The sequence below is a fragment of the Bacillus piscicola genome, assembly GCF_022458745.1.
In the GTDB taxonomy this organism is placed as follows: domain Bacteria; phylum Bacillota; class Bacilli; order Bacillales; family Marinococcaceae; genus Alteribacillus_A; species Alteribacillus_A piscicola.
The window spans coordinates 1-18,166 of the sequence record NZ_JAJJJF010000015.1 but is presented as its reverse complement, the minus strand read 5'-3'; the positions used below and the strand labels follow the sequence as shown (position 1 = coordinate 18,166).

17 protein-coding genes and 1 riboswitch are annotated in these 18,166 nt (G+C 41.9%); all 17 genes read left to right on the top strand.

The window, feature by feature from the left end; all coding sequences use genetic code 11:
• The first annotated feature begins 2 nt into the window (after nucleotides 1–2).
• The 17 genes from LOR49_RS15845 (at nucleotide 3) to LOR49_RS15765 (ending at nucleotide 17,909) form a co-directional block, all read left to right on the top strand.
• Nucleotides 3–1,445: a CotH kinase family protein gene (locus LOR49_RS15845; RefSeq protein ID WP_240377927.1), complete on the top strand. Its 1,443-nt coding sequence runs from the start codon at nucleotides 3–5 to the stop codon at nucleotides 1,443–1,445.
• 41 nt (nucleotides 1,446–1,486) lie between these two features.
• Complete coding sequence (locus LOR49_RS15840) at nucleotides 1,487–3,559, top strand: hypothetical protein (RefSeq protein WP_240377926.1); 2,073 nt, start codon at nucleotides 1,487–1,489, stop codon at nucleotides 3,557–3,559.
• A 2-nt stretch (nucleotides 3,560–3,561) separates the two neighbouring features.
• Nucleotides 3,562–4,638, top strand: a complete 1,077-nt coding sequence (locus tag LOR49_RS15835; protein ID WP_240377925.1) for a HEAT repeat domain-containing protein — start codon at nucleotides 3,562–3,564, stop codon at nucleotides 4,636–4,638.
• Nucleotides 4,635–6,047: a glycosyltransferase family 2 protein gene (locus LOR49_RS15830; RefSeq protein ID WP_240377924.1), complete on the top strand. Its 1,413-nt coding sequence runs from the start codon at nucleotides 4,635–4,637 to the stop codon at nucleotides 6,045–6,047. Before LOR49_RS15835 ends, LOR49_RS15830 begins: the two co-directional genes overlap by 4 nt.
• Nucleotides 6,048–7,072: 1,025 nt before the next feature.
• Entirely contained in the window at nucleotides 7,073–7,279 is a 207-nt protein-coding gene (locus LOR49_RS15825; RefSeq protein WP_240377923.1) for a helix-turn-helix transcriptional regulator, read from the top strand.
• A gap of 2 nt (nucleotides 7,280–7,281) precedes the next feature.
• Nucleotides 7,282–7,710, top strand: coding sequence for a hypothetical protein (locus LOR49_RS15820; protein WP_240377922.1), 429 nt, complete (start codon nucleotides 7,282–7,284; stop codon nucleotides 7,708–7,710).
• A gap of 17 nt (nucleotides 7,711–7,727) precedes the next feature.
• Nucleotides 7,728–8,261, top strand: a complete 534-nt coding sequence (locus LOR49_RS15815; RefSeq protein ID WP_240377921.1) for a small multi-drug export protein — start codon at nucleotides 7,728–7,730, stop codon at nucleotides 8,259–8,261.
• A gap of 914 nt (nucleotides 8,262–9,175) precedes the next feature.
• Entirely contained in the window at nucleotides 9,176–9,748 is a 573-nt protein-coding gene (locus tag LOR49_RS15810) for a sulfurtransferase TusA family protein (protein ID WP_240377920.1), read from the top strand.
• 17 nt (nucleotides 9,749–9,765) lie between these two features.
• Nucleotides 9,766–10,164, top strand: coding sequence for a DsrE/DsrF/DrsH-like family protein (locus tag LOR49_RS15805; protein WP_240377919.1), 399 nt, complete (start codon nucleotides 9,766–9,768; stop codon nucleotides 10,162–10,164).
• Nucleotides 10,165–10,182: 18 nt separating this feature from the next.
• Nucleotides 10,183–11,313 carry an MBL fold metallo-hydrolase gene (locus LOR49_RS15800; protein ID WP_240377918.1) on the top strand — a complete coding sequence of 377 codons (1,131 nt, stop codon included), beginning with the start codon at nucleotides 10,183–10,185 and terminating at the stop codon, nucleotides 11,311–11,313.
• Between the two features lie 145 nt (nucleotides 11,314–11,458).
• Nucleotides 11,459–11,686 carry a sulfurtransferase TusA family protein gene (locus LOR49_RS15795; RefSeq protein ID WP_240377917.1) on the top strand — a complete coding sequence of 76 codons (228 nt, stop codon included), beginning with the start codon at nucleotides 11,459–11,461 and terminating at the stop codon, nucleotides 11,684–11,686.
• Nucleotides 11,687–11,737: 51 nt separating this feature from the next.
• A complete protein-coding gene (locus LOR49_RS15790; protein WP_240377963.1) occupies nucleotides 11,738–12,523 on the top strand; it encodes a sulfite exporter TauE/SafE family protein in 786 nt (261 codons plus the stop codon).
• Between the two features lie 262 nt (nucleotides 12,524–12,785).
• Nucleotides 12,786–13,403, top strand: a complete 618-nt coding sequence (locus LOR49_RS15785) for a polysaccharide deacetylase family protein (RefSeq protein WP_240377916.1) — start codon at nucleotides 12,786–12,788, stop codon at nucleotides 13,401–13,403.
• Between the two features lie 752 nt (nucleotides 13,404–14,155).
• A riboswitch (guanidine-I (ykkC/yxkD leader) is annotated at nucleotides 14,156–14,253 on the top strand.
• A gap of 61 nt (nucleotides 14,254–14,314) precedes the next feature.
• A complete protein-coding gene (locus tag LOR49_RS15780; protein WP_240377915.1) occupies nucleotides 14,315–14,656 on the top strand; it encodes a DMT family transporter in 342 nt (113 codons plus the stop codon).
• Nucleotides 14,656–14,970, top strand: a complete 315-nt coding sequence (locus LOR49_RS15775) for a DMT family transporter (protein ID WP_240377914.1) — start codon at nucleotides 14,656–14,658, stop codon at nucleotides 14,968–14,970. The genes LOR49_RS15780 and LOR49_RS15775 overlap by 1 nt, the downstream gene beginning before the upstream one ends.
• A 727-nt stretch (nucleotides 14,971–15,697) precedes the next feature.
• Nucleotides 15,698–17,611: a heavy metal translocating P-type ATPase gene (locus LOR49_RS15770; RefSeq protein ID WP_240377913.1), complete on the top strand. Its 1,914-nt coding sequence runs from the start codon at nucleotides 15,698–15,700 to the stop codon at nucleotides 17,609–17,611.
• 88 nt (nucleotides 17,612–17,699) lie between these two features.
• Complete coding sequence (locus LOR49_RS15765; RefSeq protein WP_240377912.1) at nucleotides 17,700–17,909, top strand: heavy-metal-associated domain-containing protein; 210 nt, start codon at nucleotides 17,700–17,702, stop codon at nucleotides 17,907–17,909.
• Nucleotides 17,910–18,166 lie beyond the last annotated feature (257 nt).

The window sequence follows — 18,166 nt, the reverse complement described above, 5'->3', positions numbered from 1 at the left end:
CGATGAAACATCGGTTGATTTTTGTCTTCACTATTTGTGGCTTAATCGGTTTTGTTTTGGTCGTAACCGTTATGGACGAAACTGATTTTAATAAACGCTATCATCAACACGAGGAATGGAATACGGCAGTTCAGACCGCACTTGATTCTTCAGATAGTAAGACCCATTTACCTGTCATTAAGATCGATACAGCAGGACAGCAAATACCAAGTAACCGGATAAAAGGGTCAAAGACGAATTCATTAGCTGAAGACGGTGAAGGTGAAATAGAGACTACTTTTACACTGTACCAGGGGGAATCATCCCCGATATCCCTCCTTACCAATATACATTATCGCGGGAATTCGTCCCAGTCTTTTAGAAAAAAATCGTATTCTCTGCAGTTTGTTGATCAGAACAACAAGGAAAAAGCCGTCACTTTACTCGGGATGGAGGCGGATAATAATTGGGCGCTTCATGGGCCTTATTTGGACCGTAGTTTCATTCGTAATTATGTGGCGATGAATATCGCGGGTGAAATGATGCCTTACGCGCCAGATGTTCGCTTTGTCGAACTGTTTATCGATGAAAGCTATGAAGGACTGTATCTTTTAATGGAAAAGGTAACAAAAGGAGAGGGACGCGTCCCCCTCACCACACCGGAAACTAACAGTCGGCAAACGAGTTACATCGTGGAAGTCGATCGTCCCGATAAAATGAAATATAGGTTGAATGAATTTGTAAGCTATACGAATAAATCCTATCCATCGGGCACTGAGTTCATATATCCGACGGGTAAACAGTATACGGAAGAACGGCAGCAATTTGTGGAACGTGATTTTTCTTATATTGCCCATTCTATTTATCAAATACCGTACGCCCAAGAAGGCGATCGGTATCAAGACCTATTGGACGTTCAAGCTTTCTACGATTATTTCATCATAAATGAGCTCTTTCGTAATGTCGATGCCGGGCGCTATTCCACTTACTTTTATCGTGATATGAGAGGGAAATTAACGCCGGTGGTGTGGGATTTTAATAATTCCTTAAATAACTATCAATCTACCGTGTTTGATGAAACGGGTTTTTCATTGACGCAACGTATTTTTTACGAACAGCTTTTACAGGATGAAGACTTTGTGAATGGCCTAATTCGACGTTATGATACGCTACGGAAAACAAAGTTAAAGACGGAACGGCTTCATCATTATATGGATGAAACTGTCGCCTTTTTGGGCGACTCGATTACACGTAATAACGAGCGTTGGCGTAATATGTATGATTTAACGGAGTATGACACCTTTAATTACCTGCGGCCGATGGAACGTAATGTTACTAGCCACCAGGAAGCTGTCCAGCAAATGAAACGGTACGTGGGGAAACGTGCTGCATGGCTGGATGCGCATATCGGTACACTCCACCAATATGCGCATCCATCTCGTCATAGTCACGAGTCCATTAAATGACGTTTGCCTGACATGTGGTGGCGAACGAAAGGGGGGAGGGGATGAAGCGATTTATTATCACGATGGTTGTATTATTACTGGTTATTGTGGCGGGACATTATCTTTATTACATGGAAGGCTTTTATATGAACGTTGATCAGGATGCTCCGATCTCCACTCCTTTCTATATGGAAAATGACACGATCTACCATAAAAATGGGGCAGACGTGAAGCCTTTTATTATAAAAGGGGTGGAAGTAGACAGTGCTTACGGTCCGAAGAGGGGAACGGACTTTTCCATCGAGGAAGAAACGTGGTTACGATGGTTTCAAATGATTCAACAAATGGGAGCAAATACAATTCGGGTTTCAACGGTGTTGGATGACCAATTTTATAATGCTTTTTATCACTATAATAGAGATCGTGAAGAACCGCTTTATCTGTTTCAAGGCATACGCGTTGCGACAGATGATTGGAAAACAAATAAAGACAAGGAAAATCTACTGTTCTATCAAACATTAAAAAAAGACGGAAGAGATATCGTTGATATGATTCACGGTAGAAAAGTACGGCTCGTTAACGAGCATAAAGGCACGGGTATATATCGCCATGATATTTCTCAGTGGGTGATCGGATTTTTAATTGGCGATCACTGGAATCAAGACATGGTTGCCTATATCAATCAAACCTTGGATACAGGGGAAGCTTTTACTGGAGATTATGTGACTGCGACACAAGAGGCGACAGCGTTTGAACGAATGATGGCCAAAACGATGGAACATATCGTGAGTTATGAATCAGAGAAGTACGGCAGCCAACATCTTGTATCGGTTAACAGCTCCTTTATTATGGACCCTTTTCAATATGAGGAACCGTATGCGCTGCAGCTCGGTAAATATAATACGTTTTTGATCGATCATATCAAGCCGACAAAGAAGATGAAAGCTGGTTTGTTCGCGAGCTATGCATATGAAGAACAAACATATCCGTTGGTGACGATGCTTGCGGACGAAGAAAAAGCTAGGTATCCACATGCTTCCAATTATCTTGACCTGCTTCAGCAGGTACATGAGGTCCCTGTTGTCATCAGCAGTGTTGGATATCCAAGCGCTAGTTATGTTCATCACACCGGACAACAAGATAGAGAGATCATGGAGGATCTGAAACGATTTGATGCGAACGGGTTTAACGGGGTATTCATTCGTTCTTGGCAGGATGTGTGGGATCGGCGTGTTCTTGAAACATCCTATTCTGTGGACCTTCAACAAATTAACAAATGGCATGACCCTCTGACGCGGACACAACACCTTGGGTTACTTGGATTTAAACCTTACCGTGATGATGTGTTAATGACGGTAGATGGCAAAAGTGACGATTGGCAGGATGTAACCGCCGATTATCAAGATGAAGCGACAAGCGTAACGATGACTCGAGATCATGCTTATGTGTATTTTTGGATCGAGGATGCAAGTATCACAGAGGAGAAGCCACTTTATGTAGGACTGGATGTACATCCTGAATTAGGTAGTCAAACACCAGATATAGTGGATCTCACCTTCGACCGGAGAGTGGACTTTGTCATAGAAGTGAAACCAGAACAGGGGGCACTTGTCTATGTCCAAGATCGTTACCAAAGTGTGAGGCAAAACTTTTTAGAACAGGTGACCGGCGAGAATCCGTATGTCTCCTATCCGAAGCAAGAGTCCGATACATTTGAAGTGGTGAAGTACGTGGAGAAAGAAAAAAAAGTCTTTACAAAAGAAGAAATGGATCAAAAACCAAACGTCTATCCCTATAAGTTTGCAGAGATGAAGCCGTTGAGAATGGTAAATGGGAAAAACGCAGAAGAGGCGGATGTTGCGATGGGAGACGGGCGTCTGGAAATTCGTTTGCCCTATCAATTGCTTCATATATACGATCCCTTAACGTTTACCATTCATGATGATTATTATGAGCATTACGGTGTTGAACCACGTAACGTGGACGCTTTTTATGTAACTCTTGCTAGTGGTAAACAGAGACGATCACCAAGTGTGAAAATTCCTGTGCAACAACTGGAGCCATTAGCCCGTGTAAAAGAATATGTGAAACCATCTTACGAAAAGGTGAAAGCGTATTGGAAAGGAGAGGATTAACGATGTTTATGATAGTAATTTATGTTTATTTTGTCATTTGCTTGTTAATTCTCTTCTATACGATTAGTTATATTACCTATCAATCGCACTACTACTTTCGCGAAGCACAACATGTCCAACAATTTGTCCGTATGATCTCTGATCAACAACAGTTGCTTCGGCAAGGGGCTTTTATTGATCGTACGCATCGCAACTTACTTTGCAAACGGCTCAAGCAAATAAATCAATTAATCGCTTTTGAGAAGGCCTTGAATCAACTTGACCGAGAAGACGGCACACATGCTGTTTATGTAAAGCAACTAGAGCCTGTCATACAAGAACTAGTCATCCATTATCAATCTCATGATGAAATAAAACGGGCGTTTCTCGCTAATTTCATCGCGTCCTATGCCAAGGATAAGTGGTATGATCCATTCATTTATCAGACGCTTTTTTCCTACATGGATGATGCGGCCATTTATCTGCGTCAAAATGTGTTATTGGCGATGTATCAACAACCAGATCCGAAGTTGATTATCAAAGTGTTCCATTATCTAACAGAAAATAATCTGTTTCATCATGCGAAGCTCATCCAAGACGGATTACTAAAGTACCCTTACGACTGTGAGGAATTGTTTGACGCATTATGGGAAGAGCGTGAAACGTTTCATCTATCCATTGTTTTAGGATTGATTGGTTTTATCACGTATCGAAGTGATCGCTATAAAGAGACATTTTATCACTTGTTACAAGAGGAACAGGTTGATCTTGAGGTCCAAACACGGGTGATGCGTTATTTTAAAAGACATCATGATTCGAGAGTGGAGCCTCTATTAGTAGCTTTGGCATCAGATCGTAAATCTCCACTCAGAATTGTAGCAGTTTCTGTGTTAGGGGAATATCCCTCTGAAAAGGTTATGGCGACGTTGAAGAAAGCACTGAAAGATGACAATTGGTATGTACGACGCAATGCCGGTCAATCATTGGCAGCGATGAATGGGTCTGCATTCGACCAAGTAGAAGTTGTAACTGGATACAACCGCTATACGAAAGAAGTACCTCGTTACGAGCTTCCCGTCGAAGGGGGAGTGGATGCATGAATCTATTTATGGAGCGATTTCTGGAATTCATAGCTCTCTTCTTTGTTGGTTATATGATCTTGTATACGACCTTTTTGTTTTTATCGGTATTATTTGGTGCTATCCGACTTTTTGAAAAGGATCGGAGGGTGAGGTTAAGAAATGAAATAAAACATGACTATTATATGCCAATATCCATTTTAATGCCTGCTTATAACGAAGGTGTGACCATTGTCGATAATGTCAGACGCTTACTGCAATTGGACTATAAGTTATATGAAGTTATTATCATTGACGATGGGTCAACAGATGAAACAACAGACCTATTATTGGAAGCTTTTCCTTTTCAACAGGCAAGCAGCCCCATTCATCGTGTGCTGCCTTGTAACAAGGAAACAGCAATCTATGAAGCCACGATACACAACGTCAAGTTAACGTTAATTCAAAAGGAAAGAGGAGGAAAAGGTGATGCATTAAATATGGGCATTAACGCTTCTCTCTATCCTTATTTTGTTACCTTAGATGCCGACTCTCTTCTTCAAAGCAATGCATTAGAAAAAATCATTCAGCCTGTATTTGCGGATGACCAAATTATCGCGGTTGGTGGAATGGTACAGCTATCACAATGTGTGGAAATGACCGATGGACACGTACGTCATTATTGGATTCCCTGGCAGCCCATTGTCGGCATGCAAGTGATGGAATATGACCGTTCCTTTTTAGCTTCACGCATTTTATTTGATCAATTTAGTGGGAACTTGATCATTTCAGGTGCTTTTGGTTTATATAAAAAAGATATCGTGCTTGCTGCCGGTGGATATAAAACGGATACGATTGGGGAAGATATGGAGCTTGTGATGCGGCTTCATTCTTACATGCTGCATAATAAAGGGTCCTATAAAATTCGCTATCAGCCAGAAGCGATTTGTTGGAGTCAAGCACCTAGAACACTTCGTGATATTGTGAAACAAAGAAGCCGCTGGCACATAGGATTATTTCAATCGTTAATTTCTTACCCAGAGATGCTTCGTCGTTTTCGCTATAAACCGGTTGGCTTTATTTCCTATTTGTATTATTGGGTCTTTGAATTATTAGGACCGTTCATCGAAGTATTTGGTATCTTTACCATTCTACTATCTTTACAATTTAATATATTGAATGTCCCGTTCATGATTAATTTATTTTTCATATACACGGGTTACGGCATTGTATTATCCTTGACCGCTTTTTTTCAACGAGTCTTTTTTCAAGGTATCAAACTAAAAGTTATAGATATTATGAAAGCGATCCTTTTTGTTGTATTAGAAAACACGATCTTTCGCTACTTTCTTTCCTTTGTCCGAGTTACGTCTTTTATTGGGTATAAAAAGAGACGCAACATCTGGGGCTCCATTACACGGACGACACATAAGAACGGTTCTCGTGCTTGATCAGGAGCGAGGCGCATTCAAGAGAAGTAACCTCTCAAAAGCCTGCAAGCACACGAGGGGTTATTTTTAAGTTTTATCGGACGTGATAAACGCAATTAACATGCCGAATGAAATCATCAGCGTTAAAACGTTTGCTATGTCCATAAGCGACACCCCTTGGAGTTTTTCCAAAGAAGGTTAGTCGGTGTGCTCCCCTTTCATAGGACGTCAGTCTATTGGGTCTTATTCATCTATTTTAAACATTTGGACAAGCTAATTAGAAACATATGTTCGTATAGCGTTCGGTATGCTATAATAAAAGAACAATAGATTGGGATATTCAAGGGTGGTCGGCCTCATCTCCTTCGAAAGGAGGTGATGTCGGATGACAGTATTCGAAAGCTTGATCATTATGATAAGCTTTTCCAATCTCATCGTGATCATACTGTCATGTAACCAAAAAAAATAATCCACCCTTGAGCTGACAGGCCAGGTGGATTATTCATACTGCCTATGCCGATCCCCCTTAGAGGGAACCAACTATTGTGAGACCATAGGTGTAGGAGCACCTGTGGTCTTCTTAATAATATGCGTTCATACTACTTTTATTATACCTGAAAACATGTGATTGTCAAAAGATGAAGGGAACCATATTTACGCATTTGAATAGGATCACTCTAATAGAAAAGATAATAGAAGAGAACGATAGGTTGGAATAATTCAAGGGTGATTTCGGCAAGCAGGGTGACTTATTCACTCGCATGCCGATCTCCCATTGAAGGGAATCAACTATTGTGGACCGTAGGTGTTTGCGCACCTATGGTCTTTTTTTGCTATATGACTGGTTTACTACCACTATACCCGAACTGAAGAATGTTGAAAAATTTTTTAATGAAGGTTAACGGATTCTCAAAGATTTCTTTCATGAAGAAAGTAAAAAAAATTAACATAAATTATCTTTAACAAAATGACAATTTTTGTTGACTTAATGTCAATGATCATTTACATTTAATGAGCAGGAAATGGTAAGAGGGGTTGCGAATGACATGCTGAAAAATCGAGTGAAGGAATTAAGAGCGAGACATCATTTTACCCAATCGGATTTGGGGAAATTGGTCGGAGCCACCCGCCAGACAATCGGCATGATTGAAAAAGGGGATTATGCTCCTTCCGTGCTGTTAGCGTTGAAAATTTCCAAAGCACTGGATGTCGATTTAGAGGATGTGTTTTGGATAGAGGGGGAGGAGGAATAAGGATGGAACGGTTTTTGCGCTCGCCTTATACAATGAGTGTTTTTCTCATTGGTCTGGCATTGATATATTCCACGAGTTCTTTAATGAAACAGCAGAACGATCTGTTTATCGTCATTTCTATGGCATACGCGATTTTTGTCGCTTTTTACTTTGGACTAATGGTGTATTACAACTACAAGTTTCCGGAGCGGAAGATTCGCATTTTGACGTTCATCCCGTATGAGCTAAAAGAAGAAGATGAAGGGCATCAATATGTGACGTACCGGGCTTGTCGAAAAGTCTACATTTATTATTATTTTGCGATTCCGGCAGCCATTGTGGTACTCGTTCTGTTTAAAGAGTTCGAGCTGCTCCCTGTCATCGTCTTGACGGCGCTTGGGATCGGGCAGTATTTTATTTTCTGGTCGGAAGTAAAACAGTTATATGACTAAGAAGGGGAATGGGGACTATGTTTTTATCGTATTTGTTTGTATTTGTCTTGGCAGCGATCCCGTTATTTGAGCTTGTTGCGGTGATCCCATTAGCCATTATTGGAGGCCTGTCTCCATTACCGACAGCCATACTAGCTTTTTTAGGGAATGCACTGACCGTGATTTTGTTAATTGTTTTTGTTGACCACGTAAAGAAATGGAAGAGAAAGCGACAACGAAAGCGGATAGAAGAGATTGACCTAGAAGAAGGAATAGAAGAAGACTGGGAAGCGGAAAAAGAAGAGTCAAAGAAAGGGAAACGCGCAAGAGCCCTGTTTGATAAATATGGTTTGCCAGGCTTAACGATCATCGGCCCTTTCTTCGTCGGCTCGCACATCTCTGCCTTTATGGGGATGAGCTTCGGTTCGAAACGAAAAATGGTGACCAGCTGGATGATGGTGAGTTTATTACTATGGACCGTCGTTACAGCAGTTGCTTCCCGTTACGGAGTCACCTATTTCATGCCGAATGTAGAAGAAGATGGCTTTTTAATACGCCTTTTTAGCAGGTAACATCTGTAGGTTGACCAGGACACTTTGGATAAGTTTAGTGATGAGTTAGCGAAAGGGAAAGCGATGGAAAAAGTGTTGCAAAAATAATGGTTGAACTTCTGGAGTAACTTAGCTTGTGGGCATAGTGGGAAAACCTGCAGCAGCCGAATTTATGGAGACCTACATGTTCCTATCTCTATTCTCCAATAGCTCTGTGATAAAGGGCTGGTGCACTCATTTTCTCTCCATAGCCTTTAGTGTCACAACTTTAGGGTATCGAAAGAGAGAATAGAGTGCACTTTTTATATTCTCTTGAACGACCGATAGAACAAGCTAGACCACCATATTAATGGGAGAATCCTGCATCATTCAGATATATATAAAGCGAAAACAGGCGCGAGAATAGACAAGGGAGATTGTCGAACCGATTCGGCGCCTTGGGGAATCTATGGCACGATTAATAAAAGGGAAGTCCCCAACTGTGTTTTCACAACCCTATCAGTGCGCTTCAATGAGACAGACAAAAGCGGGGTACAAAATTTTTTTAAAAGAGGTTGACAACATACCTATAGGGGTATATGATAGTGGCAGAAATCGAAAAACAACGCATCACATAGAATGACAGACAAGGAGTTATCAGTCATGGAATTCGATCAAGACGTTAAAAATAAAATCAAATAGTAGTTATAAGAAAGCAACTATTATTTTTTAGATTTTTATATACCCATACCTGTATATGTAAAAAAGGATAATTGGGGTAGTGGTAATATAAAATGCAACATTCAGGGTAAGATAACGAGACAATGAAATTACCGGTGCTTGGCATATCCAGCTTGTAGAGGAGCCGTGTTTTTGACCCAGGAAGGATACAACGTCACGAATGCATGGTGATAAGCTTGAGTGAAAAGAGGAAGAAGAACAATAGGAGGGTCTCTATGAATATTACTGCAAATGAAACGTTGGATGCGAAAGGTTTGGCGTGTCCAATGCCAATTGTACGAACAAAGAAAGCCATGGCGGATCTGGATCCAGGTCAAGTGATGGAAGTGCAGGCGACTGATAAAGGCTCGACGGCTGATTTGAAAGCCTGGGCACAAGGTACGGGTCACCAGTATCTCGGTACAGTGGAAGAAGGGGAGGTTCTTAAACATTACGTCCGAAAAGCAAGTAATGAAGAGACGAAAGAAGAAAAAAAACATGAGGATGTCATTGATTTAGAAGAACTTCGCAGCAAAGTAGACAGTCAGGAAGCGATTACCATATTAGATGTGCGTGAGCCGGCAGAATACGCGTTTGGTCATATTCCAGGTGCCATAAATATTCCGCTTGGCGAATTAGAGGATCGAATGGTTGAGATTAATCAGGAGAATGACGTCCATGTGATTTGTCGGACGGGGAACCGAAGCGACTTGGCGTCTCAAAAATTAACGAAAAAAGGGTACAAAAAAGTAAGAAACGTGGTCCCGGGTATGACAAAGTGGGACGGGCCGACAGAACGCAGTAATTAAAGAAAGGGTGGATAAAAATGGCAAACACAAAAGTAGCGATTGTCGCAGCAAACGGCACTTTGTTTGATGCATACAAAGTATTCAATATAGCGAGCGCGGCTGCAGCATCCGATGCGGAGGTAGGGATTTTCTTTACATTTGAGGGATTGAACTTGATTCACAAGGAAGCGCATAAGGACCTGCCTCTCCCTGAAGGGAAAGAACATTTTCAAGAAGGATTCCAGAAAGCGAATGTCCCTTCGATTGAGGAATTGGTAAGCATGGCAGAAGAACTAAATATAAAACTAATTGCCTGCCAAATGACGATGGACGTGATGAGCTTGGAGAAAGACGCCTTCGTGGATGGAATTGAAGTAGGCGGTGCAGCAACCTACATCGATTTTGCCAAGGATGCAAACATCACATTGTCATTTTAATGAGGGAGGTAAGCCGGAATGACACAACCAATAACGAGCAAGGAGTTAGCAAGCAAAATTGTTAACGATGAAAAAACGTTGATTTTAGACGTACGAAATACCGACGAATTTGATAATTGGAAAATTGAAGGCGGTAATGTAGAAGTTATCAACGAACCGTATTTCAATCTCCTGGATAGCGTGGATCCGGTGATGGGCAAACTAGATAAAAACAGTGAAATTATTGTGGTCTGTGCGAAAGGCGGCTCCTCCGATATGATAGCGGACATGATGGAAGAAGCTGGTTTCCGCAATGCACGTAATCTAGAAGGCGGCATGAAAGCTTGGAGTGAACATCTCGAGCCGGTGAAATTGGGCGACTTAAAAGGTGGAGGAGAGCTATATCAGTTCGTCCGAATTGGGAAAGGCTGTCTCTCGTATTTCATTGAATCTAACGACGAGGCTGCCGTAGTGGATGCCAGCCGCATGATTGACGTATATGAAAGCTTTGCAAAAGAACGCGGCGTACAAATCAAGTATACGTTCGATACCCACTTGCATGCTGATCATATTTCTGGAGGGCGGATGTTGGCGGAAAAAGCAGGAGGGACCTATTACCTTCCTGAAAAAGACGCCAGCGACGTCACATTTGATTATGCAGCGTTGGAAGAAGGAAATGATATCACCGTGGGAAACACGGCAATTAGAGTCCAGCCGCTGTACTCTCCTGGCCATACCATTGGGAGCACGTCCTTAATTATCGATGATCAGTACTTGCTGACTGGAGACATTCTATTTGTACGATCCATTGGCCGCCCGGATCTTGCCGGAAAAGCGGAAGACTGGGTGGACGATTTGCGCAATACTTTATACAACCGCTACAAAGAGTTATCCGATGATCTGATTGTACTGCCGGCTCACTATTCCTTCGCGGAAGAACTGGGCAAGGATGGAAGTGTTTCTGCACGATTGGCAGATTTGTATCAACAAAACGCCGGACTGCAGGTAGAGAACGAAAAGGATTTTAGAAAAATGGTGACAGAGAATCTGCCGCCACAGCCCAATGCTTACGAAGATATTCGTAAAACAAACATGGGTAAAATCACACCGGCAGTGGAAGATCAAAAAGAAATGGAAACCGGTCCGAACCGCTGTGCGGTCGAAGGATAATTATAACTATAGGAAAACACTCGCTCGGAAGGTGTTCAAATGATGAGCTGTAATCAGAATGGGTGACGTACATGCGCCTTCGAGCAAACTAGACAATGAATGTAGAACGATCAAAAGATTTACTAAGATGGAGGAGGAATTAGAAATGGAATCAACAAAAGTATTAGATGCAAAAGGACTGGCATGCCCAATGCCGATTGTGAGAACGAAGAAAGCAATAGAAGAACTGAACACGGGAGATATTTTGGAAGTTCATGCGACAGATAAAGGATCGAAGAGTGATATTACAGCTTGGACGAAATCTAGTGGCCATGAACTACTGGAGAATACAGAAGAAGATGACGTATTGAAATTCTGGATTAAAAAATCGTAAGAGATGGCCCATTCCAATGGGCCCCTTTTTATGAAAGGAGGGGAAGGCATGATGGAGTATAGCATTTTATTTATCATCACTCTTTTTCTTATCGGTTTTATCGGTTCTTTTATCTCGGGCATGGTTGGTATCGGCGGTTCAATTATTAAATACCCGCTGCTTTTATACATCCCTCCCCTCATCGGTTTGTCCGCTTTTACGGCCCACGAAGTATCCGGAATCAGTGCGGTTCAAGTGTTGTTTGCTACCATAGGAGGAGTGTGGGCTTACCGAAAAGGGGGCTATTTAAATAAAACGCTTATTCTTTACATGGGGGTGGCTATTTTACTTGGAAGCTTTATCGGCGGGTATGGTTCTGAATTAATGACAGAAGGTGGCATTAACCTGGTATATGGTATATTGGCAACCATCGCTGCTGTCATGATGTTTGTTCCTAAAAGAGGCCTGGATGATATCCCGCTCGACCAAGTCACTTTTAATAAATGGCTTGCCGCATCTCTTGCCTTTATCGTAGGGGTTGGTGCAGGAATTGTAGGGGCAGCAGGAGCATTTATTTTGGTACCCATTATGCTCGTCGTCTTAAAGATTCCAACAAGAATGACTATTGCTTCGTCCCTTGCCATTACATTTATATCCTCTATTGGTGCGACGACAGGTAAAGTACTCACAGGACAAGTGTTATATGTGCCGGCAGTGGTGATGATTGTTGCCAGCTTGCTTGCATCCCCGCTGGGAGCTAAAGCAGGTCAAAAAATTAACACGAAACTGTTACAGGGAATTTTAGCAATTTTAATTCTGGGTACTGCTATAAAAATTTGGCTGGATGTCATGGGATAACAGAGGATAATTCGGTTTTCCGTAAAACCCGGCAACCGGAGGGGAGAGCTATGAAGGAGTCGCGTGCTCACACGTGAGGAACGAAAAAGAAGTCACGGGTGAAAAAGTTTCCACCGATATGACCCGGGATTTTCTTATGGCTCCTGGCAGGAGTCATCTTATTCATTCAACAAATACTTAGTAACTTTTTTTAACAGAGCAGATATTAAAGGTAATTGGGGTGTTAATCTTGTATTATCCATGAGTAGTGACAAAAGAGGTCATGTATGATCTTAAAGACTCAAGGTGGTTAAAAAATGTAAGACGACCCGGTGATAGAAAACAGCCTCGGGTGGTACTCACATTTGATGACGGTCCGAGTCACCTATTGAAGCCGATACTAGACGTACTTCAGGAAGAAAACGTTCCAGCCGTTTTTTTCTGGCAGACCCGATTAGTATACAAACAAAGATTATGGCAACGAGCACTGCAAGAAGGCCATTACCTTGGATCTCATACCCATAGTCATAAAAACTTAACAAAGTTAACAAGAGACGAGCAGTATAAGCAGATTAAAACGAGTGTAGACCAACTGCGAGATGTTACAGGCAGGGATGTGTGTTTTTTCCGTCCGCCTTTTGGTCAATATAACGAAACAACGATGCAACTTCTCAATGACCTGCATTTAACGCCTGTGATGTGGGAGATTTCTGGCCTTGACTGGGAGCATAAGCAGGACCCTGCCAGGATTGTAAAAAACGTTACAGAACATATGAGGGACGGTTCCATTATTCTGCTGCACGAATTAGAACAAACCCTTTCGATACTTCCCCGACTCATCGATGAAGTTAGAACAAAAGGATTCGCTTTTACTAATTTGAATAGAAAAGCATCGCCATAATCATAATCAACTTAGTAAGGTTGATTATGATTTCATGTATACATTTTTCATTGTACCTGTTCGTTTACCATCTCTTACAGAAATCTTGCCAATCTGCCAGGTAATCAAACGGAGGAAAGCAACACTCTTGATTTATGGGGTGTTCATCCATAGGCTGGCTTTCTCTATCGAATTTTCGACGAATTTTTTGTATGAGTAAAATGTTTGTAGGCGAATGGGCGTTTCTCCCGTTTGGGAGTACAAAGGGGATGGCTCTTGCGATGTGCTGTCGACGGCTTTATATGGAGGGGCGGGCATGATAGCCTCCATTGGCGAGCCAGTTTATTAACCTGCTGGCTTCCTGGCGAGAATGTCATGCCCGCAGAGGCTCCATGTCAAGCCCCCAAGGGGTTACCACCTAACCAAGCGAGACGCTCATAAGCAGATTCCATGAAAAAAGGGCCACTCCTTAGTAGAATCAAGGTCGACTAAAACAAGATTCGAAAAGGAGAGCCTCATTGTGAAAAATCATAACATAGCTTTACTAACTTTAAAAGAAATGGAGCACCTGGTCTGGAGGAATCTCCAGGAAACCTATTCCGCGCGACCGTGTGGCAAATCAATACGTTTATCTATTGGACCAGTATTTGGCCTTTGATGGAGAAAAGGAAGTAAGCAAAAATATCCGCCTACAATTGGTTGACACAGACCACTGTGTCCAATAATTAGACTAACATCATATTTTAATGTAAAATAGTGATCAAATTAAATAACCAAATGTTTTCTAGGGTTCCGCAACTAATCGTTGGACTGGTCCAAGAGAAAACTCATAGATTTTTCTATGTCACGGAAGGATAAAAGCCTGGGAGATACTGGTAAACAGTGTTCTCTCAGGCTTTTATTATGTAAAAATAATGGAGAGGAGTCATTAAATGAACCGGAATTGGATTAAAGTGTTTATAGCAGCTTTTTTGGAGATTTTTTGGGTGATTGGATTAACACATGCTTATGATTTTTGGACATGGACTGGAACCATTATTTTTATTATAGTTAGCAACTACCTAATGATTACGGCGGCACAAGTGCTTCCAGCCGGAACAGTTTATGCCATTTTTGTGGGATTAGGTACGGCAGGTACTGTTGTTGCAGGAGTGCTTTTCTTTGGTGAATCATTCAATTGGGGAAAAATCATTTTAATTATAACGTTATTGATCGGAGTTATTGGATTAAAATTAGTCACGCCTGAAAAGGTGAAGGAAAGGGTTGAATCCTAATGGCATGGTTTGCTTTGATTGTTGCTGGACTGTTGGAGACTTTCGGTGTCGCAATGATTAACCAACTTACTGTAAAACGTGATTTGCGAACGGTCACATTGCTAATTTTAGGGTTTGGTTCAAGTCTTGCGTTCCTAAGTTATTCATTGCAGTTTATCCCTATGGGAACAGGCTATGCAATTTGGACTGGGATCGGCGTTATCGGCGGTGCATTAGTTGGAATGATATTCTTTGATGAATCAACAGACTGGAGAAGAATGGTTTTTATTACAATTGTTTTATGTTCAGCAATCGGTCTTAAACTTGTTGGATAATCATGTGAGGCTTACAGTTTTATGTTGCAATCGGGCAAAGTTGCAGAGCAAACCGTACGCCCGTCGTGGCTTTATCGGGCCAGATTGTAGTATTTGGAGGTGGTGATTATAACTTTGATAGATATGGCTCTTGCGGTTCTATCCATAGCCGGATTACTATTAATTATTTTGGACTTTCAAAAAAAACAAACAATCATATATCTTATTTGGTGGAATGGCTTTTTTTGCAATAATATTTTATCTGATTGGATGGGCCTTCCTTTTGCCAATGGCTCCTCCGATTGCATTGGCAATTTTATTTTTTGCAAAGAAAAAGGAAGATTCTGCTTAATTTTTCAGTTCAACAAATGGGCACCATTCTTGAATAATAACCGACGCCCAACTATACATTTAAAAGGCCATTTAATTAAATACTCAGAAACGGTTAGTATCGTGTAGTTCAAGTAAAGGATTGGAGAGTCAGGATGACCTTATATCCGTTTTTAGTCGAATTATTCAAGAAAAGGCGCAAATCTGGAATAAAGGTTTGCGCATATCATACATATCAGAACACGCTATAGGTACCCCCCCTTATAACGTCACCCGTGAAGGTGAAGCTGTATTCAATTTTTCAGATTCCCCTCTGCTAATCTCTACAAATACTTTTCTAAATTTGTTCCCCGTCAATTATTTTTTATTCCATCTGCCTTATGATTAAATCAGAAAGAAAACAAGGAGGCAGATGGTCATGGTAAAAATGATCAACGATTATAAAAACCAGATTACTGCAATTTCTGGAGGATTATTGATACTAGCACTGGTTTTTTATTTTATAGAATTATCAGGTTGGCAGAATCGTTCACTGCTTATCGCAACAATTGTTGCGGGTACCCCAATCGCCATCAAGGCATTTCAAGCACTTAGAATGAAAGCATTCAGTATTGAACTGCTCGTTACGATCGCTGTTATCGGAGCATTGTTCATCGGGGAGTTCGTGGAATCTGCTGTTGTAACATTCCTGTTTATGTTCGGAGATTATTTGGAAGCTCGTACCTTGAACAAAACGAGGTCATCGCTGAAAGAATTGGTGGACATGGCGCCACAGGAAGCAACCGTCATCCGTGAAGGAGAGCACGTCACGATTCCTATTGAAGATGTCAACGTAGGCGATCATGTTGTGATTCGCTCCGGCGGAAAAATTCCGGTGGATGGCAGCATACTCCATGGTCATGGAACCTTGAATGAGGCTGCGGTTACTGGTGAATCTGTACCTCGGACAAAAAAGCGGAACGACCAAGTTTTCGGAGGAACCCTTGTTGACCATGGCTATGTTGAAATGGTGGCCGAAAAAGTCGGGGATGACACAACATTTGCTAAAATCATTGAACTTGTTGAAGAAGCTCAAGAATCGAAGTCTAAAACGGAAAAGTTCCTGGACCGGTTTGCCAACATTTACACACCTGCCGTTGTGGTCCTGTCCATTCTCGTCTATGCATGGACACAGAACCTGCACACAGCGATTACCTTCCTGGTTGTAGCTTGTCCCGGCGCTCTTGTCATCGGTGCACCAGTCTCGAATGTTGCCGGCATCGGCAATGGCGCGAAAAACGGTGTGTTGGTTAAAGGCGGCGAAGTGATGGATAACTTCTCCAAAGTGGATACACTTGTCTTTGATAAAACGGGCACACTGACAAAAGGAAAACCGGAAGTAACTGACATTCAAACATTCGGAGGAAAAAACTCAGATGAATTACTACGCCTCGTTGCTCAGGCGGAAATCATTTCAGAGCATCATTTAGGCCAAACAATCGTGAAAGAAGCCCAGGAGCGTAAAATCACACTTGATGGGGAACCAATTGATAGTAAAGTCATCAAAGGAAACGGTATCCGGGCTACAGTGGATGGCCATGTCCTGGTTATCGGGAACCGGAAACTGATGGCAACGAGCAATATTGCCATTCCTGCTGATGTGGCAAGCTACGCCATTGACCGTGAAAAAGCAGGTAACACTGCCGTATTTGCAGCAGTAGACAGTCATATTGCAGGCATCTTTTCCATTGCTGATCAGATTCGCGAAGATGCCAAAGAAGCACTGGACGACATGCGTCAACATGGTATTAAGAAAATCATCATGCTGACAGGTGACAACAAGCATACGGCAGAACTGGTTGCATCCCAGCTTGGTATTGATGAAGTCCATGCCGAATTGCTTCCCGAAGATAAAGTGGCAATTGTAAAACAACTGAAAGCAGACGGACATGTTGTCGCAATGGCTGGTGACGGCATTAACGATGCACCATCGATCGCTACCGCTGATATCGGTATCGCGATGGGTGAGGGCGGCACAGATGTTGCAATGGAAACCGCGGACGTCGTATTGATGGCAGACAAACTCAAGCAATACGCACATGCTTTCAAATTATCGAAAGCAACAATCCGCAACATGAAACAAAACACAGTGTTCGCCATCGGAATTGCCTTTGTTCTTCTGGCTGGTGTCCTGGCCGGTACTGTTCATCTCGCATCCGGCATGTTCATCCATGAAGCCAGCGTGCTGATTGTGATCCTAAACGCTATGCGGTTAATGCCTTCAATCAAAAAGCCGAAAGTCAAGAGAAGAACAAATTGCAAACAGCCGAAGTGTAAAACAATAACTTCTTAATGCGGAAAGGAAGGTAATCGCGTAAAACATTCCATTCATGCAGCGATTCCTACATGAAAAATAGAGGAAAAAAAGAGGAGAGAGTAAAATGAGAACGATTAAATTTCAATTAGAACCACTTACCTGCCCATCCTGTATTAAAAAAATAGAAGGCACCCTTGGCAAAATGGACGGAGTGGAGAACGTGAAAGTGTTATTTCACTCAAGCAAAGTCAAGTCCACTTATGATGAAAGCAAAATAACATCGGACGAGCTGAAGAACACGATTGAAAAACTCGGTTATCCGGTCGCAAGCTAAAATTCGTAAATCAGAATGTACCGTACCAAGGGAAAAGTACTCACCGAGTAGATGGATGGGTGAGTACTTTTCTTTTTTACTAGTAAAAACCTTTGAGAGCTGTTCTCTTAATGTTGATGGATGAAACTTCAGCGTGCGTCGGCTTAGTTAGAGGAAGTTCTGCTAGAACCGCACACGTCCTGCGCACAGCGGTATGTGTAAAATATTACTCGACAACTTCACAAGAAAACTGATAGTTGTGAACTGAAAAGAGCGTC

Excerpts from the sequence above, each read along its gene's own strand:
- LOR49_RS15800 (WP_240377918.1), top strand. The coding sequence starts at position 10,183 with ATGACACAACCAATAACGAGCAAGGAGTTAGCAAGCAAAATTGTTAAC.
- LOR49_RS15820 (WP_240377922.1), top strand. The coding sequence starts at position 7,282 with ATGGAACGGTTTTTGCGCTCGCCTTATACAATGAGTGTTTTTCTCATT.
- LOR49_RS15845 (WP_240377927.1), top strand. The coding sequence starts at position 3 with ATGAAACATCGGTTGATTTTTGTCTTCACTATTTGTGGCTTAATCGGT.
- LOR49_RS15780 (WP_240377915.1), top strand. The coding sequence starts at position 14,315 with ATGAACCGGAATTGGATTAAAGTGTTTATAGCAGCTTTTTTGGAGATT.
- LOR49_RS15810 (WP_240377920.1), top strand. The coding sequence starts at position 9,176 with ATGAATATTACTGCAAATGAAACGTTGGATGCGAAAGGTTTGGCGTGT.
- LOR49_RS15765 (WP_240377912.1), top strand. The coding sequence starts at position 17,700 with ATGAGAACGATTAAATTTCAATTAGAACCACTTACCTGCCCATCCTGT.
- LOR49_RS15825 (WP_240377923.1), top strand. The coding sequence starts at position 7,073 with ATGCTGAAAAATCGAGTGAAGGAATTAAGAGCGAGACATCATTTTACC.
- LOR49_RS15770 (WP_240377913.1), top strand. The coding sequence starts at position 15,698 with ATGGTAAAAATGATCAACGATTATAAAAACCAGATTACTGCAATTTCT.
- LOR49_RS15835 (WP_240377925.1), top strand. The coding sequence starts at position 3,562 with ATGTTTATGATAGTAATTTATGTTTATTTTGTCATTTGCTTGTTAATT.
- LOR49_RS15775 (WP_240377914.1), top strand. The coding sequence starts at position 14,656 with ATGGCATGGTTTGCTTTGATTGTTGCTGGACTGTTGGAGACTTTCGGT.
- LOR49_RS15830 (WP_240377924.1), top strand. The coding sequence starts at position 4,635 with ATGAATCTATTTATGGAGCGATTTCTGGAATTCATAGCTCTCTTCTTT.
- LOR49_RS15840 (WP_240377926.1), top strand. The coding sequence starts at position 1,487 with ATGAAGCGATTTATTATCACGATGGTTGTATTATTACTGGTTATTGTG.
- LOR49_RS15805 (WP_240377919.1), top strand. The coding sequence starts at position 9,766 with ATGGCAAACACAAAAGTAGCGATTGTCGCAGCAAACGGCACTTTGTTT.
- LOR49_RS15790 (WP_240377963.1), top strand. The coding sequence starts at position 11,738 with ATGGAGTATAGCATTTTATTTATCATCACTCTTTTTCTTATCGGTTTT.
- LOR49_RS15815 (WP_240377921.1), top strand. The coding sequence starts at position 7,728 with ATGTTTTTATCGTATTTGTTTGTATTTGTCTTGGCAGCGATCCCGTTA.
- LOR49_RS15785 (WP_240377916.1), top strand. The coding sequence starts at position 12,786 with ATGTATGATCTTAAAGACTCAAGGTGGTTAAAAAATGTAAGACGACCC.
- LOR49_RS15795 (WP_240377917.1), top strand. The coding sequence starts at position 11,459 with ATGGAATCAACAAAAGTATTAGATGCAAAAGGACTGGCATGCCCAATG.